This is a genomic window from Streptomyces sp. NPDC101776, assembly GCF_044766845.1.
In the GTDB taxonomy this organism is placed as follows: domain Bacteria; phylum Actinomycetota; class Actinomycetes; order Streptomycetales; family Streptomycetaceae; genus Streptomyces.
In genome coordinates this window covers 1-21,817 of the sequence record NZ_JBIWMV010000008.1, presented here as the reverse complement: position 1 = coordinate 21,817, position 21,817 = coordinate 1, and the positions used below count along the sequence as shown (strand labels likewise).

Annotated in this window: 19 protein-coding genes; 12 read left to right on the top strand and 7 right to left on the bottom strand. The window is 70.0% G+C overall.

The genetic code is table 11. The annotated features are described in order from the left end of the window. The first annotated feature begins 25 nt into the window (after positions 1-25). The 3 genes from ACIRRY_RS24660 to ACIRRY_RS24650 all read left to right on the top strand — a co-directional run bounded on the left by ACIRRY_RS24660 (position 26) and on the right by ACIRRY_RS24650 (position 5,123). Entirely contained in the window at positions 26-1,495 is a 1,470-nt protein-coding gene (locus tag ACIRRY_RS24660) for a serine/threonine-protein kinase (RefSeq protein WP_403976447.1), read from the top strand. 137 nt (positions 1,496-1,632) lie between these two features. Then, positions 1,633-3,264, top strand: a complete 1,632-nt coding sequence (locus ACIRRY_RS24655; protein WP_403976445.1) for a succinic semialdehyde dehydrogenase — start codon at positions 1,633-1,635, stop codon at positions 3,262-3,264. Between the two features lie 80 nt (positions 3,265-3,344). Continuing rightward, positions 3,345-5,123, top strand: a complete 1,779-nt coding sequence (locus tag ACIRRY_RS24650; RefSeq protein ID WP_403976443.1) for a GMC oxidoreductase — start codon at positions 3,345-3,347, stop codon at positions 5,121-5,123. Positions 5,124-5,220: 97 nt separating this feature from the next. On the opposite strand, the gene ACIRRY_RS24645 is transcribed toward ACIRRY_RS24650, so the two are convergent. Further along, positions 5,221-6,225, bottom strand: a complete 1,005-nt coding sequence (locus ACIRRY_RS24645) for an LAETG motif-containing sortase-dependent surface protein (RefSeq protein WP_403976441.1) — start codon at positions 6,223-6,225, stop codon at positions 5,221-5,223. Between the two features lie 212 nt (positions 6,226-6,437). Between ACIRRY_RS24645 and ACIRRY_RS24640 the strand changes: the two genes are divergently transcribed. Continuing rightward, a complete protein-coding gene (locus ACIRRY_RS24640) occupies positions 6,438-7,646 on the top strand; it encodes a hypothetical protein (protein WP_403976439.1) in 1,209 nt (402 codons plus the stop codon). Positions 7,647-8,272: 626 nt separating this feature from the next. Here the strand turns inward: ACIRRY_RS24640 and ACIRRY_RS24635 are convergent. Continuing rightward, positions 8,273-8,530 carry a chorismate mutase gene (locus ACIRRY_RS24635; RefSeq protein ID WP_403976437.1) on the bottom strand — a complete coding sequence of 86 codons (258 nt, stop codon included), beginning with the start codon at positions 8,528-8,530 and terminating at the stop codon, positions 8,273-8,275. A 322-nt stretch (positions 8,531-8,852) separates the two neighbouring features. Between ACIRRY_RS24635 and guaA the strand changes: the two genes are divergently transcribed. Then, positions 8,853-10,424 (top strand): glutamine-hydrolyzing GMP synthase, encoded by a 1,572-nt coding sequence (gene guaA / locus ACIRRY_RS24630; protein ID WP_403976435.1) that lies wholly within the window; start codon positions 8,853-8,855, stop codon positions 10,422-10,424. A 17-nt stretch (positions 10,425-10,441) separates the two neighbouring features. Here guaA and ACIRRY_RS24625 read toward each other — a convergent pair whose 3' ends face one another. After that, on the bottom strand, positions 10,442-10,915 hold the full coding sequence (locus ACIRRY_RS24625) for a pyridoxamine 5'-phosphate oxidase family protein (protein WP_403976433.1): 474 nt from the start codon (positions 10,913-10,915) through the stop codon (positions 10,442-10,444). A gap of 119 nt (positions 10,916-11,034) precedes the next feature. On the opposite strand from ACIRRY_RS24625, the gene ACIRRY_RS24620 reads away from it, so the two are divergent. Then, the gene (locus ACIRRY_RS24620; protein WP_403976431.1) at positions 11,035-11,829 is read left to right on the top strand and encodes a class II aldolase/adducin family protein; all 795 of its coding nucleotides are present in this window, start codon (positions 11,035-11,037) and stop codon (positions 11,827-11,829) included. Positions 11,830-11,849: 20 nt separating this feature from the next. On the opposite strand, the gene ACIRRY_RS24615 is transcribed toward ACIRRY_RS24620, so the two are convergent. Then, positions 11,850-12,743, bottom strand: a complete 894-nt coding sequence (locus ACIRRY_RS24615; RefSeq protein WP_403976429.1) for a DUF4429 domain-containing protein — start codon at positions 12,741-12,743, stop codon at positions 11,850-11,852. A 218-nt stretch (positions 12,744-12,961) separates the two neighbouring features. On the opposite strand from ACIRRY_RS24615, the gene ACIRRY_RS24610 reads away from it, so the two are divergent. Both ACIRRY_RS24610 and ACIRRY_RS24605 read left to right on the top strand, forming a co-directional pair. After that, on the top strand, positions 12,962-14,242 hold the full coding sequence (locus tag ACIRRY_RS24610; protein ID WP_403976427.1) for a hypothetical protein: 1,281 nt from the start codon (positions 12,962-12,964) through the stop codon (positions 14,240-14,242). Between the two features lie 186 nt (positions 14,243-14,428). Beyond that, a complete protein-coding gene (locus ACIRRY_RS24605; protein WP_200687589.1) occupies positions 14,429-14,959 on the top strand; it encodes a DoxX family protein in 531 nt (176 codons plus the stop codon). 96 nt (positions 14,960-15,055) lie between these two features. On the opposite strand, the gene ACIRRY_RS24600 is transcribed toward ACIRRY_RS24605, so the two are convergent. Next, positions 15,056-15,298 (bottom strand): hypothetical protein, encoded by a 243-nt coding sequence (locus ACIRRY_RS24600; protein WP_403976425.1) that lies wholly within the window; start codon positions 15,296-15,298, stop codon positions 15,056-15,058. Further along, entirely contained in the window at positions 15,285-16,706 is a 1,422-nt protein-coding gene (locus ACIRRY_RS24595) for a PspC domain-containing protein (RefSeq protein ID WP_403976423.1), read from the bottom strand. The genes ACIRRY_RS24600 and ACIRRY_RS24595 overlap by 14 nt, the downstream gene beginning before the upstream one ends. A gap of 194 nt (positions 16,707-16,900) precedes the next feature. Here ACIRRY_RS24595 and ACIRRY_RS24590 point away from each other — a divergent pair, with 194 nt between their 5' ends. From ACIRRY_RS24590 to ACIRRY_RS24575, 4 genes are all read left to right on the top strand, one after another. Then, positions 16,901-18,229, top strand: a complete 1,329-nt coding sequence (locus ACIRRY_RS24590) for a PspC domain-containing protein (protein WP_403976421.1) — start codon at positions 16,901-16,903, stop codon at positions 18,227-18,229. Continuing rightward, a complete protein-coding gene (locus ACIRRY_RS24585; RefSeq protein WP_403976419.1) occupies positions 18,226-18,954 on the top strand; it encodes a LuxR C-terminal-related transcriptional regulator in 729 nt (242 codons plus the stop codon). Before ACIRRY_RS24590 ends, ACIRRY_RS24585 begins: the two co-directional genes overlap by 4 nt. 86 nt (positions 18,955-19,040) lie before the next feature. Continuing rightward, entirely contained in the window at positions 19,041-20,294 is a 1,254-nt protein-coding gene (locus ACIRRY_RS24580) for an ATP/GTP-binding protein (RefSeq protein ID WP_403976417.1), read from the top strand. Further along, positions 20,294-21,097, top strand: a complete 804-nt coding sequence (locus ACIRRY_RS24575; RefSeq protein ID WP_403976415.1) for an RloB family protein — start codon at positions 20,294-20,296, stop codon at positions 21,095-21,097. Before ACIRRY_RS24580 ends, ACIRRY_RS24575 begins: the two co-directional genes overlap by 1 nt. Here ACIRRY_RS24575 and ACIRRY_RS24570 read toward each other — a convergent pair. Further along, positions 21,031-21,817, bottom strand: a 787-nt coding sequence (locus tag ACIRRY_RS24570) for an IS3 family transposase (RefSeq protein WP_403976413.1), incomplete at its 5' end; no start/stop codon positions are given. The two genes, ACIRRY_RS24575 and ACIRRY_RS24570, sit on opposite strands and share 67 nt — an antisense overlap.

Genomic DNA, 21,817 nt, shown 5'->3' with positions numbered 1-21,817 from the left:
GCACCCGGCACGGTACTGATGGGGCATGAGCGAAGTCGGCGAACAGGTGCGCGACGGACGGCTGGTCGGCGGTCGCTACCGGTTGCTCGAACGGATCGGCTCCGGCGGCATGGGCACCGTATGGCGTGCGTTCGACGAACTCGTGGACCGTGAAGTCGCCGTCAAACAACCGCGGTTGCCCGGCGACCCGGAGGACGAGGAGTTCCAGCGCGCCGCCCACCGGCTCTACCGTGAGGCCCGCGCCGCCGCCCGGGTCGACCACCCCTCCGCCGTGGCCATCCACGATGTCGTCATCGAGGACGAACAACTCCCGTGGATCGTCATGGAGTTGGTCCGCGGCGAGTCCCTGCACGAACTGCTCGGGCGTGGCCCCCTCGCCCCCGCCGAGGCCGCCCGCATCGGCCTCGCGGTCCTCGGCGCCCTGCGCGCCGCCCACGCCGTGGGGATCGTGCACCGCGATGTGAAACCCGCCAACGTCCTGCTCGGCCCGCACGGCCGCGTCGTCCTCACCGACTTCGGCATCGCGCACATCCAGGGCGAGGAATCCCTCACCGCCAGCGGCGAGTTCGTGGGCTCACTGGAGTTCATCGCCCCCGAGCGCATGTCGGGCACGGGCGCGGGCCCGGCCTCCGACCTGTGGTCCCTGGGCGTCCTCCTGTACGCGGCCGTGGAAGGAGCGTCCCCCTTCCGCCGTGCCACCGTGGAGTCCACCCTCGGCGCGATCCTCGCCGGCGCCCCACCCGAGCCGACCCGGGCGGGGCCGCTGGCGCCGCTGGTTCTGCGGTTGTTGGCGCGGGAGCCGGAGGGGCGGCCGGGGGCGGAGGAGGTGGGGGTGGTGCTGGAGGCGGTGGCGGCGGGGAAGGACGTACCGGAGCCGCCGGTCATCGCCGTTCCGCAGGACGCGGTGCCTGACACGGAGGCCTCCAGTGCCACCGTCGACGACCCAGTTCCGCAGCCCAAGTCCCGCCGCCTTCGCCGCCGTTCGCTTCTCATCGCCCTCGGGGTACTCCTCGTGGCGGGCCTCGTCCTCGGCACCGTTGTGGAGAACCTCCTCGGCAAGGACTCCTGGACCGCTCACCAGCGGGAGGGCATGGACGCGGTCCTCACCCTTCCATCCCAGTACCGGCTTCTCGAGACACAGTCGGCATCCGGCAGCCGCATCGTCACCTACGGCACCAATGCCCTGCGCGTCCGCCTCACGGAATGGGACAAGGCTCCCGGCTCGCCGCTCACCGAAGCCCGGTCCTGGGGCGAGAACACTTCAGACCCCCACTACACGCGCACCAGTTTCCGGGGGAACAAGGACGCCGTCCTCGCCGACACCACCTACGACAAGTCGGGTGTCCTCACCCGCGCCATGGCCCTGGTCATCCGTACCGCCGACCACCGCATGTACGAACTGCGCGTGGACATGCCCAAGGGAACCCCGGACGAGAAGAAAGGCACCGCCCTCTTCAAGGGCGCCCGCGACCGGCTGACCCTCGCGAAGGACTGACCAGCCGGTGATCATCCTTTACCAACGCCCTGATCAGCGCATTTGTTGCCAGTGATCACTGGCGTGATGTGGATGCCCGGTGAAACCCGATTACCGACGGGTACCCAAAGCCCCCGTGGCGGCATACGCTGCCGCACATGACGGACTCGCAGGCCCCGGAAAAGACCGGTACGGAAACGACGACCGGCACGAACCCCCTCGCGCCGGCCCCCACAGGCGCCCGTACCGCCGCCGACGTGGTGACCCCGGAGCTGGTCGCCCAGCTCACGAAGGGTGTGGTCGGCTCCGGCCGGACCGCCAACCACTCACCGTTCACCGGCGAGAAGCTCGCCGACCTGCCCGAGTCCACCCCCGAGGACGTGGCGAAGGCCTTCGACGCGGCCCGCGCCGCGCAGGCACTGTGGGAGCAGACGCCGGTACGGCAGCGCGCGGCGGTCCTGCTCCGCTTCCACGATCTCGTCCTCGCCCGCCAGGCCGAGGTCCTCGACCTGATCCAACTGGAGACCGGCAAGGCGCGGTTGCACGCGCACGAGGAGGTGCAGGCCGTCGCCGTCGCGGCCCGCCACTACGGCCGCAAGGCCCCCGCCTACCTCAAGCCGAAGCGGCACACCGGCGCCGTCCCGACCCTCACCAAGGTCACCGAACTCCGCCACCCGCGCGGGGTGGTCGGCCAGATCGCCCCCTGGAACTACCCGCTCGAACTCTCCGTCGGCGACGCGCTCCCGGCCTTCGCGGCGGGCAACGCGGTCGTGATGAAGCCGGACACCGAGACCTGCCTGACCGCGCTCTGGGCCCGCGACCTCCTCATCGAGGCGGGCCTGCCGGCCGACGTCTTCCAGATCGTCCTCGGCGAGGGCCCGGTCGTCGGCCCCGAGGTCGTCCAGCACGCCGACTACGTCTCCTTCACCGGTTCCACCCGCACCGGCCGCGAGGTCGCGCGCAGCGCCGCCGGCCGTCTGGTCGGCGTCTCCCTCGAACTCGGCGGAAAGAACGCCATGTTGGTCCTGGAGGACGCCGACATCGAGAAGGCGGCGGCGGGCGCGGTCCGCGCCTGCTTCTCCTCCGCGGGCCAACTCTGCGTCTCCATCGAGCGGTTGTACGTCCACGAGTCGATCGCGGACACCTTCCTGGACCGCTTCGCCGCCCGCACGAAGGCGATGCGCCTGGGCACGGCCCTCGCGTACGGCGCCGACATGGGATCGCTCGCGGGGGAGCGGCAGTTGGAGGCGGTCACCCGGCACGTGGACGAGGCGGTCGCCAAGGGCGCCAAGCTCGTCGCCGGTGGCGTGGCCCGCCCCGACATCGGCCCGTACTTCTTCGAGCCCACCATCCTCGACGGCGTCGAGGCCCCCATGTCCGTCTGCGCCGAGGAGACCTTCGGCCCGGTCGTCTCCGTCTACCGCTTCAAGACGGACGACGAGGTCGTGCAGGAGGCCAACTCCACGCCGTACGGCCTCAATTCCTCGGTCTGGACGAAGAACAGCGGCCGAGGCCGCACCATCGCCGCCCGCCTCCGCACCGGCACGGTCAACATCAACGAGGGCTACGCCTCCGCCTACGGCAGCGTCCAGTCCCCCATGGGCGGCATGAAGGACTCCGGCCTGGGCCGCCGCCACGGCTCCGAGGGCATCCTCAAGTACACCGAGGCCCAAACGGTCGCCCAGCAACGGCTGTTGCCCATGGCTCCGTCACTGGGAATGACGGACGAGGCGTACGCCCAGTTCATGAGCAGGAGTCTCCGCGTGATGAAGGCATTCCGGCTCAGGTAGAGGTCTTTGCTTCTAGGGGCGCGGGGAACCGCGCGACCAGCCACACACGACCCGCAGCGAATCTCAATGAGGAGAACACGTTGTCGCAAGATGCCTACGACTATGACGTCCTCGTCGTCGGTTCCGGCTTCGGCGGCTCGGTAACCGCCCTCCGCCTGACCGAAAAGGGCTACACCGTAGGCGTGTTGGAAGCAGGCCGCCGCTTCACCCCCACGACGCTCCCCAAGAACTCCTGGGACCTCAAGAACTACCTCTGGGCCCCCAGGCTCAACCTGTACGGCATCCAGCGCATCCACCTCCTCGGCAACGTCATGGTCCTCGCCGGCGCAGGCGTGGGCGGCGGCTCCCTGAACTACGCCAACACCCTGTACGTCCCGCCGAAGCCGTTCTTCGAAGACCCCCAGTGGCGCGACATCACCAACTGGGAAGAGGAGTTGGCCCCGTACTACGACCAGGCCCGCCGCATGCTCGGTGTACGCCTCAACCCGACGATGACCCCGTCCGACGTCCATCTGAAGGCTGCGGCCCAGCGGATGGGCGTAGGAGACACCTTCCACATGGCCCCCGTCGGCGTCTTCTTCGGCGACGGCGAGGACGCCAAGGGCACCAGCAAGGCCGCGCCCGGCAAGCAGGTGGCCGACCCGTACTTCGGCGGCGCCGGCCCCGCCCGCAAGGCCTGCACCGAGTGCGGCGAGTGCATGACGGGCTGTCGGCACGGCGCGAAGAACACCCTCAACGAGAACTACCTCTACCTCGCCGAGAAGGCGGGCGCGGTGGTCCACCCGATGACGACGGTCGTGTCGGTCACGGACGACTCGCAGGGCGGCTACGCGGTGGCGACCCTGCCCACGGACGCGCGCCGCGCGTCGGAGGGGAGGACCTTCAAGGCCCGCCAGGTCGTCCTCGCCGCCGGCACCTACGGCACCCAGACCCTGCTGCACCGTATGAAGGCGGGCGGGCAACTGCCGTACCTCTCCGAGAAGTTGGGCGAGCTGACCCGCACCAACTCCGAGGCGCTGGTCGGCGCGCAGACCAACAACCGCCGCTACCGCAAGGCGACCGGCACCCCGAGGGTCGACTTCACGCGCGGAGTCGCCATCACCTCCTCGATCCACCCCGACGAGAACACCCACATCGAACCGGTCCGCTACGGCAGGGGATCCAACTCGATGGGCGGTCTCTCCATCCTCCAAGTCCCGTACGCGGAGGGCTCGTCGAGGGCGCTGGCCTGGCTGGCGAACGCGGCCCGCCACCCGCTCCTGGTCCTGCGTTCGCTCTCCAACCGGCACTGGTCGGAGCGGACCATCATCGGCCTGGTGATGCAGTCGCTGGACAACTCCCTGACGACGTACCTGAAACCGGACGGCGTGGGGAAAGGGTTGTTGACGGCACGTCAGGGACACGGCGCCCCCAACCCCAAGCAGATCAGGGCGGCTTCGGAGGGCGCGGTGGCGATCGCCGCCGAGATCAACGGCTTCGCGGGCTCGAACGTCGGCGAACTCATGGGCACCCCGCTCACCGCGCACTTCCTCGGCGGCTGCCCCATCGGCGCCTCCCGCGAGACCGGCGTGATCGACCCGTACCACCGCCTCTACGGCCACGCGGGCATCTCGGTCGTCGACGGCTCGGCGGTCTCGGCGAACCTCGGCGTCAACCCGTCCCTCACCATCACCGCGCAGGCCGAGCGCGCGATGTCGTACTGGCCCAACAAGGGTGAGCCCGACCCGCGTCCGGAGCAGGGGCTGTCGTACGAACGCCTGAAAGCGGTGGAGCCGCACCGACCGGCCGTGCCCGAGGGCGCGTTCGGCGCGCTGCGGCTGCCGTTCCTGGGGATGCCGACGGTGCCGCCGAAGTCGTAAAAGACAAGCGGTAGTTGACGTAGAGACAGGCCGTACGGACAGAAGGACCTGCGCCCCCCTCCGAGCGCAGGTCCTTCTTCGTCGAGCGAGCTACGGGTTACGCGCTCTCTCCGGCCTTGCGGCGACGCATCATGACGACCGTGCCGACACCCGCGACGACCGCCGCGCCGCCCACGAGCCCGATCACCGGGAGCGCGGAACTGGAGCCGGTCTCGGCGAGGTTGCCGGTCGGGAGGTCGGAGACCTCGCCCTGCGGCTTCTTCACCGAGGTGTCCTTGCCGCCGTCGCCCGGGGTGGCGGTGCCCGGGTCGGTGTTGCTGGAGCCGGCCTTCAGGACCTCGAAGTCGTACTCGGCCCAGCCCTCGGCGATGCAGTCCTGGCCCTTGACGTTGTCGAGGTAGGCGCCGGAACCGAAGGAGTAGGCGTCGCCGGCCGGGGCCTTGGCGCTGATGCTGACGCGCAGGTCGACGGTCTCGCTCTTCCCGGACTTCAGGGCGTCGACGTAGAAGAAGTAGTCACCGGCCCAGTCGTCGTCGCCGATGCGGTCCCAGGAGCCGGAGTCGGGGTTCTTGAACTCCAGGTCCACGTACGGGCTCAGGAACTTCGACTCGTCGAACTCGAAGTTCTCGACCTCGGCGTAGAAGGCGACGCCGTCGACCGTGGTCTTCGACTCGTTCGTGACGGTCAGCTTGAAGTTGTGGAAGCCGTCGCCCGCGACGATCTTGCCCGGCAGGCCCTTGATGTCCGCGGACACCTTGGCGTCGGAGAAGTCCTCGTCCAGGTCCTCGCAGAACGGCACGTCCGGGTCCGTGGGCTCGTCGCTCGGCTCGCCCGAGGTGGTCGGCGTGGCCGACGTGGTCTCGCTGTCGCTCGCCGAGGGCGTGGTCGAGTCGCTCGGCAGCGTGCTGCCGGTCGGCGAGGTGGAGTCGGACGGCGTCGCCGAGGTCGTGTCCGTCGGGGTCGGCGACGTCGTCTCGCTCACGGTGTCGGTCGGCGTCGGCGACGCCGAGTCCTCCGCGAACGCGGCCGGCGCGGACAGCAGAGCGAGCGGAGCGATGACGGCCGTCGCGGCGGCCGCGGCCATGGCACGGCGAAGCTTCATGAAGTCCTCGAGAAGTCCGGTGTACTGCGGCAGCGCAGCACCCTGAGCGGAGGGCTCCGCGTGTGGGGCGCGGCTGTGACCCTTGGTTATGCAGGTGAGACCCGGGAAGCATGCGAACGGTTGTGCCCACTCTCACCAGATTCTTATGTGGGCTGTGTCACACCCGAGTTCTCCTTGTGAACGGGCTTTCGGAACGTCTAGAACTTGGGGACGTGTCTGACAAGCCTGCCGAGGAACCGTCCTCGAACCCGGAGATCCCCGACGATGTCTGGGAACAGTTCGCCCGCGACACGGAGCGCGACATCCGCGCCTCCGCCCCGAAGGAACCGTCCGCCCGCGCCCGCGAGGTGACCGAGCGCCTGAAGAGGAGCGAGGCCGAGAGCAAGGCGAAGAGTAAGGGCAAGGGTAAGAAAAAGGGCCACGAGCCCGAGGGCTGGCGGACCGGTCCCGCCTGGCAGGAGATGAACGGGCGGGCCGCACGCAGGCGCCGTGTGTGGGCCGTTCTCGGTCTTCCGCTCGCCATAGCCGTCGCCGTGGTCGCGATGAAGCCCTCGCTCATACCCGGCGACCCCTTCGGCAAGGGAAACGGGAACGGCACCGGTGGCGCCGGCGCCGCCGCGGCCTCCCCGCTCGCGCCGGAGACCGCCGCCCCGACCGCCGCGCCCTCCGCCGTGGACCCCGAAGTCCCCACTCTGGACCGGCCGTTCGCCGGTTCACCCGCCCTCAACTGGGCCGACGGCGCGGCCGGCATCGTCCTGCCGAAGGCGAAGGCCGTGGGCGCGCTCTCCAAGGCGCGGGTCCAACTCGCCCTCCAGCAGACCGAGAAGTTCCTCGTCGCCGCCAACCTCGACCCGAAGACGATCGCGGGCGCCCGCCCGACCACCGCGCTCGGGATACTCGACCCCCAACAGCCGGGAATGCTGGACGAGTTGAACACGTCCCTGCGCACCCCGACCGAGACGCACAACCCCCTGCTGCTCTTCAGCCGCTTCAACTCCAAGGACATTCGGCTCGTCGGCGACGTCGTGAAGACCCGCGGCCGTATCACCTTCAAGACGAACAGCCGCTCCGGTGTCGAGGTGCACGCCGACTACACCTTCGTCTACCCGCTCGTCCGCACCGACGGCTCCACCGAGGTCGCCCGCACCATCGTCCGCCGCGTGATCGACCTCGAACTCCTCGACCCCGCGCGCTACCAGGTCACCCCGGGCCGCCTCAACGTCGTCCACTACGACTCGGACTTCGGCAACAGCGCCTGCGACGTGTACGACGGCTACTTCCACCCCGAGTTCACCTCGGACCTCACCTCGGACGAGCCCACGGGCGCCACGCCGTCCGGCCCGACGACTGACCCGTACGACCGCAGCCGGGAGATCGGCGAGGGCGAGAACGAGTCGTGCGGGACGGTGAGCCGCACCTGAGCCGTAGCTGAGTCGTACCCGAGGTGTGGTGCAGGGCAAGCGAAGGGCCCCGCGGGACGGAGCCGCGGGGCCCTTCTCCGTCAGCACCGACGTCAGGGCAGCGCCGGTGCCTGGGAGCGGCGCCGGGGGGTTGCGCCGCTTGTCTCGGATGCCCTGGGTCGGCGCCCCGGCGCGCACGGGGCGCACGCTTGGTCTCGACCTTTGGCGGTAGGACGGTGCACTGCGGTGAGGCAGCCAATGCAGTTGTGTGCGCGGGGACTTGGGAGTCCGGGAGTACTCGGTCCGGGAGTACGTGGGACACCCGGAGGCTTTCTACGCATCGTGCTGGATGGACGCGGCCTCCGCAACCGTTCGGTCCGGCTTTGTGCATTTTTGCATTTTCCGCCGGGCGGCCCCGGGCGTCCCCGGAGCCGTCCGTTCTTGGGTGACCGGGCTGCTGTCCCCTGCCGTCCGGTCACGACCCTGGAGCGAGGTCCCACGACGTACGGCACGATCCGTACGTCTCATCGCCCCAGCCGAGCCACGCGTGGTTCTTTCGGGCCCGCCCCTGGCTGGCACGGACACCACCCCCAACGAAGGGGTTCGCGGGGCGGTCACGCGCCGTACGGGTGAGACGGCGCTCGAACTCAGATCCGCCCCCGGGACAGTTCGAGCAGTGTCATCGCGAGGGAGGTGCCGGGTCGGCCGAGCGCGTCGCTGTAGTGGCTGAGGATCTCGTTCTCCCGGCTCAGGCTCACCCGCCGCCCGCCGGAGGCGATCCGCGCGTCCTGGACGACGGCGGACACGGCGACCCGTTCCTGGATCAGCCCGATGATCCGGTCGTCGAGGGCGTCGATCCGCTCACGGGCGTCGGCGATGGTCTGCTCGGATGTGGTCGTGGTCATGGTGATACGGGGCTCCTCGTGTCTGCGGAACACCTGGACCGGCCGACCCGGGAAACGACAGGCGCCCCGGGCCTTGTCGGCCCGGGGCGCCTGGAAAGTCGCTCGTCAGTAACTCAAGCAGCTCGACCATGGCAGCCGGCGGGCCGGTTGCCATAGGTAAAGAGGGAGGTCGGGTGCGTGAGCATGGGGGGAGTATGGCACAGGACCGGTCGGGGGCGCCGGGGGAGCCCGCGTCCGCGAAGCCCCCAGTACGACCAGGTGTCCCACGCGAGCCCCGTTAGAATCGGTGACCAGAACCCCGCCCAACCGCCGGAAGGCCCCCGTGTCAGCAGCGACCCCCGCCCCCGACACCGTCCTGGTCGTCGACTTCGGCGCGCAGTACGCCCAGCTCATCGCCCGCCGCGTCCGCGAGGCCCGGGTCTACAGCGAGATCGTGCCGAGCACCATGCCGGTCGCGGAGATGCTCGCCAAGAACCCGGCGGCGATCATCCTCTCCGGCGGCCCCTCGTCGGTCTACGCGGAGGGCGCCCCCCGCCTGGACCGCGCACTCTTCGACGCCGGCGTCCCCGTCTTCGGCATGTGCTACGGCTTCCAGCTGATGGCCACCGCCCTCGGCGGCACCGTCGACAACACCGGCGCCCGCGAGTACGGCCGTACGGAACTGCACGTCTCCCGGTCGTCCTCCACCCTCTTCGAAGGCACCCCGGACGAGCAGCCGGTGTGGATGTCCCACGGCGACGCCTGCTCCGCCGCCCCCGAGGGCTTCACGGTCACCGCGTCCACGGACGTGGTCCCGGTCGCCGCCTTCGAGAACGACGAGAAGAAGCTCTACGGCGTCCAGTACCACCCCGAGGTCATGCACTCCACGCACGGCCAGCAGATCCTGGAGCACTTCCTCTACCGCGGCGCCGGCCTCACCCCGGACTGGACGACCGGCAACGTCATCGACGAACAGGTCGCCCTCATCCGCGAGCAGGTAGGCGACAAGCGCGCCATCTGCGGCCTGTCCGGCGGCGTCGACTCCGCCGTGGCCGCCGCCCTCGTGGCCCGCGCCATCGGCGACCAGCTGACCTGCGTCTACGTCGACCACGGTCTGATGCGCAAGGGCGAGACCGAGCAGGTCGAGAAGGACTTCGTGGCCGCGACCGGCGTCAAGCTCGTCGTCGTGGACGCGGAGGAGCGCTTCCTCACCGCGCTCAAGGGGGTCTCCGACCCCGAGCAGAAGCGGAAGATCATCGGCCGCGAGTTCATCCGCGTCTTCGAGCAGGCGCAGGCCGACATCATCGCGGACGAGGGCCCCGAGGTCGCCTTCCTGGTGCAGGGCACCCTGTACCCGGACGTCGTCGAGTCCGGCGGCGGCACCGGCACCGCGAACATCAAGTCCCACCACAACGTCGGCGGACTGCCCGAAGACCTCGAATTCGAGCTGGTCGAACCGCTGCGCAAGCTGTTCAAGGACGAGGTCCGGATGGTCGGCCAGGAGCTGGGCCTCCCGGACGAGATCGTCCAGCGCCAGCCCTTCCCCGGCCCCGGCCTCGGCATCCGCATCGTCGGCGAGGTCACCAAGGACCGCCTCGACCTGCTCCGCGACGCCGACGCCATCGCCCGCGAGGAACTGACCGCGGCCGGCCTGGACCGCGACATCTGGCAGTGCCCGGTGGTCCTCCTCGCTGACGTCCGCAGCGTCGGCGTCCAGGGCGACGGCCGCACCTACGGTCACCCCATCGTCCTGCGCCCGGTCTCCTCCGAGGACGCCATGACGGCCGACTGGTCCCGCCTGCCGTACGACGTCCTCGCGAAGATCTCCACCCGCATCACGAACGAGGTCGCCGACGTCAACCGCGTCGTCCTCGACATCACCTCGAAGCCCCCGGGCACCATCGAGTGGGAGTAGTCCCGCACCCTTGCTGATCAGGTCCGCTTGAGGGTCCGCACCGGCCCTCCGGGCTTCCAGACCTGAACGACGAGGTACTTCTCGTCCTCGACGTAGGTCCGCACGACCTCCGTCAGCTCGGTGCGGAAGAGGTGGAACGGCTCCGGCGGTTCCACCTCTTTGCTGTACGCCCCCTTCACCCCGGGATCCGTCACCTCCACCGCCCGCCCGGCGACCCGCACGTCCCCGCCGCCCATCTCCGTACCCGCCCCCGGATTCGCCTGGAGCGCGAAGCGCGCGTCCCGCCGTAGATCCACCGCCTTGAGCGAGTCGGGCATCATCCCGAGCCACAACTCGCCGTCCAGGAACCGCACTTCGAGCCCGCTGGTGCGCGGCGAGCCGTCCGCGCGCACGGTCGCGAGGATGTGATGGGTGAAGGCACCGAAGCGCGTCTCGACGATCGCGGCGAGGTCCGGTTCGGCGGCGGTGAAGGTGGCCCAGTTCGCTGTCATACGGCGAGTGTTCCGCCGATATCCGACAACCTGTGTCCTCTTTACAGACCTGCACTGCCCTTTTCGACCGACCGGCGGTAACTTCTCGCCCTTACAACAAACCCAGTGCTGGAGGACCGATGCACGGGCCGACGCCGCCCTCCCCCCTGCCCACCGACCGGCTGCGGTTCGCCATGCCGCCGATGCACGAGTCGGTCGAGGACGAACGCCGGCACCGCAAGGAACGGCTCGCGGGCGCCCTGCGCCTGTTCGGCCGGCTCGGCTTCGAGGACGGGGTCTCGGGGCACATCACCGCCCGCGACCCCGAGTTCAGCGACTGCTTCTGGGTCAACCCCTTCGGGATGCCCTTCCGGCACGTCACCGTGAGCGATCTGGTGCTGGCCAACTCGGACGGCCAGGTGCTCCAGGGCCGCCACCACGTGAACCAGGCCGCGTTCACCGTGCACTCCCAGGTCCACGCCGCCCGCCCGGACGTCGTCGCGGTCGCCCACTGCCACTCCGTGCACGGCCGCGCGCTCTCCGCCCTCGGCGACTTCCTCGACCCCATCAGCCAGGAGAGCTGCGCCTTCTACGAGGACCACGCGCTCTACGACGCCTACAGCGGGGTCTCCGTCGACGCCGAGGAGGGCAAGCGGATCGCCGCCGGTCTTGGCTCCCGCAAGGCGCTCGTGCTGCGCAACCACGGACTGCTCACCGTGGGCGACTCGGTGGACGCGGCGGCCTGGTGGTTCGTGTCCATGGAACGCTCCTGCCAGGTCCAGCTCCTCGCGAAGGCGGCCGGCCGTCTTCTCCTCATCGACCACAAACTCGCCGTCGCCACCCGCGAACAGACCGGCGGCGACCTCGTCGCCTGGATCAACTACCAGCCCCTGTGGCAGGACATCAGTCGCAGCGAACCGGACCTTCTCAGCTGACACCGACCGGCTGACGCGGCTCAGCTGAATCCCCGCAGCACGGCCGCCTTGGTCATCCTGAACTCCTCGTCCGTGAGCACCCCTTCCCGGTGCAACTCGCCCAACTCCCGCAGTCTGCGCAGGAGTACGTCGTGATGATCGGCCGGCGGCGGAACGGTGGCCAGCCGTCGAGGGCGGTCCGGGAACTCCCCGTTGTCGAGTTCCCGGACCGACGGATGCGGCAGCCGCGCGGTCACCGCCGTGGCGACCAGCGCGGTGAGCAGGTCGCGGCGGGCGCTGCCCCACAGATCGAGGGCGTACGGGTCCTTCTCCGGCGGCAGTTTGGAGAACACGGTCTCGCGCGTCACGAACCGCATGAACCCGTCCTCGTATCCGGAGTTGGGCAGCCACTCCACCTGCACGAGGTCCCCCACGGAGACGATGCGCGGCCCGGTGGCCCGCTTGACGCGCTCGGAGGTGTCGGCCCAGTCGATGCGTACCTGGGCACCGTCGAAGGACACCGTGCCGTCGGAGGAGCGGACGGAGACCGGGACCGGCGGGCCGGGCAGGAGATAGGCCTTGGTGGGCTCCTTGGGGATCTGGTCCAGGAGCAGCCCGTGCCGGATCTCCTCCGCCACGTACTCGGCGACCCCGGACCGGTCGATGTCCACGATCAGCCGGTACGGATCCGCCGCGTCCGGCAGCCGTCCACCGGTCGCCTGGAGCAGCGGGTCGGCCCCCTCGCGCAGCCTCAGCCGCAGCCGGCCACGCTTGCGCTCGGGTTCGTAGACCACGCCCGCGACGGCTTCGAGGGGCACGGCGATCTCCCCGTACGTCTGCCGGAACAGCGGCACGGAGCGGTGAAGTCCCGGCGTGATACGGACCGTTGTGCCGTCGAAGGCCCAGGTCCCGTCGCGCTGGATGATCTCGGCCATGGGGAAATTCTCGCAGCCGGGTCAACACGGCGGCGCTCGCTTCACCCGCGCTGACCAGACCTGCCGGACGCGGACCCTGTTCCGTAGGGCACAATCCGCTGTTGTCGTGCGGGAGTTGCAAGGCGGTGGCCAAAGGCTTCGGAGCCGGCCGCCGAACGTGAGGGCCCGGGGTCGAGGGCCGAGGACCATCAGGGTCGTGGGGAAGGCAGGCGTCGGGCGTGGCGGTGCAGGAGGCGAGACAGGGCGGCGAGCACATCGGTGCCCACGGAGGGGGCTGCACCTGCGGGGACTGCCCGCACGGAGCACGCGAGGGGCATCGGCGCGCGGTCGCCGCGTTCCTGGTGAAGCGGGACGGTTTCGCGGCCGGGGAGGGCTTGCCCGCGGCGGTGGCGCACTCGGCGTCCGCCTCCCGGCAGTGGGTCTCGGACGAACTGACCCAGTCCGCCGACGTCGTCGCCGAACGCGGCCGTGCCGAGGGCGGCGCCTGGCTGGCCCGGCTGTGGCACCGCACGGCCTTCGCGGTGTGGAGCGCCTTCGTCGTGCTGCTCCTGGTGCAGGCGTTCACCGCGATCGGCGCGGGCTGGACGGCGGCCCGCACGGCCGGACTGCTGGCCGCGCTCGTGGTCGCCGGTACGGTGACCGCCGCCTCCTGGTTCCACCGGGCACGCGGCGGGGCGCTGGCGCCGGTCATCGGTGAGGACAACCGGCTTTCGACCTCCCGCGCGGTGGCCGTGTCCTGGGTGCTGTTCGTGGCGTACGCGGTGCTGGTCCTGGCCGGCCGCCTCGCCGCCGCCTCCGACCACGCCGAACGCGACGCCCTCATCTCCGGCCTCGAACTCGCCCGCGGCGCCGGTGTGGTGACCGTCCTCGCCGTGGTCTGCGCGATCGCCGTACTCGTCCGCCGGGTCGTCGGCCTGCGGGTCCTGGGCCAGCGCCTCCAGAAGCTGCCCGCCGACCGCCCCCGCGCCGCCGACCTCCTCACCGACGACGCGGGCCGCGGCACCTTCGCCGACATCCAGTACGTCGCGATCAGTGCCGTCGCCCTCGTCTTCGTCGCCGTGCGCCTCGCCCGCCGCCCCGACCAACTGCCCGACCTACCCTGGGGGTTGGCGGTGGTCGTGCTGATCTCCGCCGCGACGTACCTGGCCGGCAAGTACGCGGAGGGCGGCCGTCCGGTCATCCTCTCGGTGGTGCGCTCCCGGGAGGCGGGCGACCTCGACGCCCCGATCCGCACCGGCGACGACATCGAGATCCGCGGCGCCGGCTTCGTCCCCCCGGGCGCCCAGACGGCCGACCGGCTGTCCCGCATGGTCGTCCGCATCGGCCCGGTCAACGTCCACGTCCCCCTGGTCCCGGTCGCCGGTGGCTTCTCCAACCCCACGGACACCCTGCTGACCGTCCCCGTCCCGGTCGATGTCGAGCCCGGACGAGTGGAGGTCCAGGTGGTGACCGCGGCGGGCGTGGAGACGAACGCCTGCGTGGTCGACGTGACGGACTGACGCCACCCGTGAGCGACGACGGGCGACCGACCCGGGCCCACATCTGAATATCCATAGAAGCGGGCCGACCGCCGCCCGAGTTCTGCCACAGTCCGAAAAACTGTCCGAAGCATGGTTGAGCGGGCCCCCCTTTTCGTACGTATGGTCTGTTGAGGGGTCAACGGCGGCGAGAGGCGGCTAAGGGCGATGACTCACAGCACTCGAATGGATACGCAAACCCCGTACCTCGACGGCGACCGGAGCTGGCGTGACACCGCCACCCGGTACGCCCTGCTCCCACTGCGCGTCTTCCTCGGCGTCACCTTCATCTACGCGGGCCTGGACAAACTCACCGACAGCGCCTTCATGAAGTCCTCCGGCGCCGGCTCGATCGGCGAGACGATGCGCGCGGTCCGCGACTCGTCGGCGATCCCGGCCCTGGTCGACCTGTCCCTGAAGAGTCCCGTCGGCTTCGGCTACGCCATCGCCTTCGGTGAACTCGCCGTCGGCATCGGCACGTTGATCGGTCTGCTGGCCCGCCTCGCCGCACTCGGCGGCGCGCTGATCTCGCTCAGCCTGTGGCTGACCATCAGCTGGGCCAACGACCCCTACTACTACGGCAACGACCTCGCCTATCTGATGGCCTGGCTGCCCCTCGTCCTCGCGGGCGCCTCCGTGTTCTCCTTCGACGCGGCGATCCGAGCAAGGCGAAGGCAGCGCGCGGGAGGCTACCGGTAGCCCCTGAGGGGGAGCCGAGCAGGAGGTGACGGGGTCCTGGGACCCGGTCACCGTGTTCCCGACGCGCGGGCCACCCTTCAGGTCCGCAGACGATCGTCAGCCGGATATGTCCGGACCGGGGTCGGCCGTGCTCCTACGGCCGGCCCTTCGGTGTCGGCGGATCGCGCCGTTGACGCCCGCCACCACACCGCCCAGCACCAGGCCGACCACGACCAGCGGGATCACCGCGAACCACTCGGTCACCCACAGCCCGCCCACGTCCCCGGCGTAGACCACGCCCGCGGCGATGAGGAAGAGGCCGATCACCAGCTTCCCGGGCTGGAACTCATGACGCAGCACGGCTGACCTCCGCCTGTCCGACGCCGACATGGAGGTCCAGGTCCAGCGTGCCCGTGCTCTTGACGCCTGCCGCCGGGGTCAGGGTGACCTGCTGCTGCTTGTCCGGCTCCACGTCCACGTCCTTCTTGTCGTCACCGGGCAACTGGATGTCTCCGACGCCCACTCTCACCTTCAGCTCCACCGTCACGTCCGAGGGCACGATCACCTTCAACTGCCCGACGCCCACCTCGGCGTGGGCCGAGACCGTCTGCCCCTTCGTCAGGTTCAGTCTGGTCAGGTCGAGTGTGCCCACGCCGTTCCCGAGGTCGTACTTCGGTTGTACCTGGGCCACCGCCGCGGGCTGCCAGGTGAGGCGTTCCCAGTGGGTGGTGAGGTCCTTGGGCAGGGCCGCCGAGGCGGCGAGCAGGCCGGCCGTGACGATCGCGAGGAACACCGAGCCCGCCCCCGTACGCCCGAGGAACGCGCTGATCGCGATCCCCAGTCCGAAGACGACGAGCGCACAGGCCAGGCCCGCCTGCAGGCTGGTGCCGAGCTCCTGGTCGTTCCACTTCGCGGCGGTGCCCAGGCCCCCCGCGAGCAGCGCGAGCAGGAACACCCAGCCGCCGATCCAGCGCGGGCCGCGCGGCTTCGGGGGTGCCGGGCGCGGGCTCCGCTGGTCCTCGCGCCAGTGCGGGTACGTGGGGCCGAGGCTGATGTGGATCGCGTCCGCGATGTCCCGGTCGCGGGAGTCGCCGGGGCCCCACAGATAACCGGTGCCACCGACGTGTGTGCCGTCCTTGACGATCGGATCACGCCACCAGGAGGGATAGGAGGCGACCACCGGCGGCGCCTGGGCCTCCGGCGGGGCATCGGCGACGGCCTGCGCGGCCAGCGGGTCGGGGTCGGGGGCGCCGCGCTGCTGCGACCAGTACCCCGCGCCCGCCAGCAGGAGGGAGAGGACGACGGCGAAGGTCAGCACACTGGCGTTGTTCAGCATCGACAGGAACACACCGCAGCCGACGAGCGCGAACAGCACGGCGGCCAGGGCCTGGCCGTCCACGCGGCCGGTGAAGAGCTTGCGGACCTCGTTCTCCTCCTCGTCGTCGTACGGGACGAAGAGCCAGGCGAAGCCGTAGAAGATGAGGCCGATGCCGCCCGTCGCCGAGAGCACGGCGAGGGTGATACGGAAGATCACCGGGTCCATGTCGCACTGCCGCCCGAGCCCCGCGCACACCCCCGCGAGCACCTTCGACCGCCGGTCCCGCCGGAACCGGTGCACGGCCGTGCCCGCGCTGCCGCCGCCGGGCATCGCACCCGGCGAGGAGGCGGCAGCCGCGCCGGGCACGGCGTCCTGCGGCCCGGCGCCCGCTCGCGGACGTGGGCCGGAGCCGGGTCCCGGACCCGTCGCGGCGTGCTCGTGATCTGTCATGCGTCCATGCTGCCCGCCGCGAGGCGCCGATGGCAGTCGGGACGACCCTGGCCGAACCCTGAAATCGGCCCCGACCCGGACCGGGGGAGTGTTCGACGACGACCCCGACACCGATCCGACATCGCCCCGACACCGCGAAAGCCCCCGCAGCGCGCCGTATTCGAAGATCAGGGGAGTCTCGGGGGTCCACCCTGATGCCCACAACGGCGGGGCGTGTGAACATCGGTGGCATGCCGGAAGCCGCAGCACTGCCCGTCGAGGACCCGCGGCCGCCGCGCAAGCTCTACCGCAGCAGTGACGGTCGCTGGCTCGGTGGGGTGGCGCGGGGGCTCGCCGGGCATCTCGGGCTGCCGGTGATCTGGGTGCGGCTGGTGTTCGTGGGGCTGTTCCTCGCGGACGGACTCGGCGCGTTGCTGTACGCCTCGTTCTGGTTCTTCGTGCCGCTCGGCGTCGGCGGGGTCGCCGGCCAGCGGCCCCCGTCCCTCGTCTCCACCGAGACCTCACCGGACGGCCGCCGCAGACTCGTCGCCCGCAAGCCGGACAAGGGCCAGATCGTCGCCCTGCTCCTCATGGTCGTCGTGGCGCTGGTCTTCGTCGGCAATGTGAACCTGGGCAGCGGCGCCAAGGCCTATCTCTTCCCGGTCGTCCTCGTCGGCGCGGGCGTCGCCCTCGTCTGGCGCCAGGCGGACAACGCCCGCCGAGCCCGCTGGGCCGAGGTCGGCAGCCGCCGCCGTACGCTCAGCCTGCTGCGCGCGGGCGGTGGCGTCCTGCTGGTCACCGCCGGTGCCACCGCGATCTTCGTGTTGCAGGGCTCCGCCGACCACCTCGGCTCGGTCCTCCAGGCCGCCCTCGCGGTCCTCGTCGGCATCACCCTGCTCGCCGGCCCCTACCTCGTGCGGATGACCCAGGACCTCTCCGAGGAGCGCCTGATGCGCATCCGCGCCCAGGAGCGTGCCGAGGTCGCCGCCCATGTCCACGACTCCGTGCTGCACACCCTGACCCTGATCCAGCGCAACGCGGAGAGCCCCAACGAAGTGCGCCGCCTGGCCCGCGCCCAGGAGCGCGACCTGCGCGCCTGGCTCTACAAACCGGAGGGCACCGGCAAGGACGAGGCCGACGAACCCGACACCCTCGCCGAGGCGGTGCGCCGCAGCGCGGCGGAGGTCGAGGACAAGCACGGCGTCCCCATCGAGGTCGTCGTCGTCGGGGACTGCCCGCTCGACGACAGAATCGGCGCCCAGATGCAGGCCGCGCGCGAGGCGATGGTGAACGCGGCCAAGTACGGTGGCGAGGGCGGTGCCGTGCAGGTCTACGCCGAGGTGGAGGGGAAGACGGTCTTCGTGTCCGTCCGTGACCGCGGACCGGGCTTCGACCTCGACTCGATACCCGCCGACCGCATGGGCGTCAGAGAATCGATCATCGGCCGTATGGAGCGACACGGCGGTACGGCACGGCTGCGCGCGGTGCCGGACGGCGGTACCGAGGTCGAGCTGGAGATGGAGAGGGCGGAGAAGACGTCATGAGCGACGCGACCGAGACGAACGAACCGGCGGAGCCTGTGGAGCCGACCGGCGGGAGCGCGGGCGGGCGTCATGTGCGCGTGGTCCTCGTCGACGACCACCGCATGTTCCGTACGGGGGTCCAGGCCGAGATCGGCCGCACCGAGGAGACCGGTGTCGAGGTGGTCGGCGAGGCCGCGGACGTCGACCAGGCGGTCACGGTCATCACCGCGACCCGCCCCGAGGTGGTCCTCCTCGACGTCCACCTCCCGGGCGGCGGCGGGGTCGAAGTCCTGCGCCGCTGCGCCCCGTTGATGAGCGACGCCGAGCAGCCCGTCCGCTTCCTCGCGCTGTCCGTGTCGGACGCGGCGGAGGACGTGATCGGGGTGATCCGCGGCGGTGCGCGCGGCTACGTCACCAAGACGATCACCGGCACGGACCTCGTCAACTCCGTCTTCCGGGTCCAGGAGGGCGACGCGGTCTTCTCGCCCCGGCTGGCCGGCTTCGTCCTCGACGCCTTCGCGTCGACCGACGCCCCGCCGGTGGACGAGGACCTCGACCGCCTCACCCAGCGCGAGCGCGAGGTGCTCCGCCTCATCGCGCGCGGCTACGCCTACAAGGAGATCGCCAAGCAGCTGTTCATCTCGGTGAAGACGGTCGAGTCCCATGTCTCGGCGGTGCTCCGCAAGCTCCAGCTGTCGAACCGGCACGAGCTGACGCGGTGGGCGACGGCACGTCGACTGGTGTGACCCACCCAAGCCCTGACTGATGCGACCGTCCAGTAGGCGTGTGCGCGATCACGCGGATACCCTGTGCGCGACGGGAGGAGGACGGCATGCTTCTGAGGTTCCGCGTGGCGAACGTACGGTCGCTGCGCGACGAGCAGGAGCTGTCCTTCGTTGTGCCCCACGGCGAGGAGTCGGACGTCGCCCGCGAGCTGCCCCTGTCGGACGGTAAGTCGCTACAGGTCTATCCGCTCCTGGGAGTCTTCGGCGCGAACGCTTCAGGCAAGTCCAATGTGATCGTCGCGCTGAAGAAGATGAAGGAAGCTGTCCTCGGGTCCTACGCTCAGTGGACGTCGTACCAAGGGATTCCTCGTGAGGAGTTCGCGCTCGATCCGAAGTCGGCCGCGGAGAGCACTTTCTACGAGGCGGACTTCGTACTCGACGATGGCGTGCGCTGGACCTACGGTTTCGAACTCGGGGCAAAAGCGGTGGCGTCCGAGTGGTTGCACGCCTATCCCAAGGGACGGCGTCAGGTCTGGCTGGACCGCGACGCCACGCGCGATCACGTCTTCGAGTTCCCCGGCGACCGTATCCACGACCGCGCGCACCTCGCCCGGTCAACCCGCCCGAACGCCCTCCTGCTGAGTCGCGCGGCGAACGACAACCACCCTCAACTCACCCGGATCTACGACTGGTTCAACCAGAACCTGTGGGATGTCACGCCGGAGACCGAGCGCACGCAGCGCGAGGCCTACACCGCCCGGCAGCTGCTGGACGAGAACGCTCGCGACCGTATCGAGGAACTCCTTCGTGTCGCCGATCTCGGTATCAAGGGCGCGGAGGTCGAACAGCGCCCGGGGCAGTCCCCGCTCGTACGGCTGCTGCATGGTGGTGACTCCGACGAACCCGTGGCGCTGGACTGGCAGCGAGAATCGTTCGGCACACGCTCGTGGTTCGCGTTGATCGGGCCGTTGCTGTTGGCGTTGGACAAGGGCGCGGTTCTCCTGATCGACGAGTTGGACTCCAGCCTCCACCCACGCTTCGCCGCGGAAGTCGTACGCCTCTTCCAAGCGCCGTGGGTCAACACCAAAGGCGCCCAGTTGGTCTTCACCTCCCATGCCCCGTCGCTTCTCAAGTCCCCAAGAGGCGGTCGTCCCTTGGAGCCGGGACAGATCTGGTTCACGGAGAAGGACGCGAGCGGTGCCACGGAGCTGTACCCACTCAGCGATGCGGAGCCGGGTCCCGAAGAGGACCTCATGGACTCCTACCTCGCGGGTGCGTTCGGCGCGGTTCCGAAGGTGACGCAAGGACAGATCGGCCGCAGGGTACTGACGGCACTGGCAGGGGAGGCAGAGCGTTCCTGATGGCGCGGGACAAGGGGCGGGACAACATCACGGGCCGGCACAGAAAAGTGCTGCCGCAGGATCGTCCGCGTGAGGTGTACGTCTTCACCGAGGGTGAGGTCACCGAGCCGGAGTTCATCGAGTTCGTCACCGCACAGGGCACCCGCGCGCAACAGGGCCGCGAGGTCATCTGCAGTGTCGAGAACCTGAACGCGCCGACGAAGCGTCGCAAGCCGCTGCCGCTCGTGGACGAAGCCATCGGGAAGTGGACCGAGGTCGAGAAGGCCGCCAAGAAGGCGAAGTTGGATCCCGAGAGCTGGAACTGGCCCCAGGTCTGGTGCCTTTTCGACCGGGACCAGCACGAGGACATTCCGACCGCGTTCTCGCGAGCCCGGAAGGCGAAGCTGCACGTCGCCTATTCCCACCCCTGTTTCGAGTTGTGGCGGCTGCTCCACTACCAGAACTACACGAGCACCTTCGGCGGCGTCTGCGACAGCGCGGCGGGGAAGCTGAAAAGCCAGCACGGCTTCGCCCAGACCTACGGCCCCACGATCAGCTCCGTCTCCCCGGAGCAGGCCAAGCGCGTCATGCCCGGTCAGCTGCGCGGCAAGTACAAGAAGGCCCGGCAGCACGCCAAGCAGATCAGCGCGGATCACACGGGCCCCGACCAGAACCAGTGGGACCCGTACACGAACGTGTGGAGCTTCGTGGAGGACGGCCTCGATGAAGTTCCCCCCGCGAACTGGACAGCGGGTGTTTACGCTGCCGGGACGAAGCTCTGCCTGAGCAAGGATCTCGTTTCGAGCGGGGTGACGTACCCGTAGTCGGGATGCCGACGGAGCCGGCTGCGGTTGTACTCGACCTCGACGTAGCGGAAAACGTCGGTCCGGGCGGCCTCGCGGGTCTCCCACATGGTCGTCCCGATCTCCGCTTTCAGGATAGCGAACCAGCTTTCCGCGGCGGCATTATCGTAACAAGAGCCGACGCGCCCCATCGACTGCCTCATACGCAACTTGTGTATTTCGCTGCGGAATTCGTCACTCGTGTACTCGCTGCCGCGATCCGTATGCATGACGCAACCCTGCTCCAGGCCGCCACGCCCGGCCGCCATCCGCAAGGCCGCGACCGGCAGCTCGGCGCGGTGGTGGTCGGCCATCGCCCAGCCGATCACCTCCCGCGTCGCGAGATCGATACAGGTCGCCAGATACAACTTCCCTTCCAGCGTGCCGAGTTCAGTCATGTCGCCGACGAGCCGCATCCCGGGCCGGGACGCGGTGAAGTCCCGGCCGATCAGGTCGAGCGCGAACACCGCCCGCTTCGCCTGCCGGGTCAGGCCCCGCCGCCGGCGGCGGGTGATCCCCACGATCCGGTGCTTGCGCATCAACCGCTCGATCTTCTTGGAGTTCACCACCCGCCCGGCCCGCCGCAGAGAGGCGTGGACCCGCGGGACCCCGTAGGCACCGCGAGATCCGGCGTGAAGCACCCGGATCTCGCCCACCAGCACCTCCTCGGCCCGCTCCCGCACCGTCCGGGCCGGCCGTGAC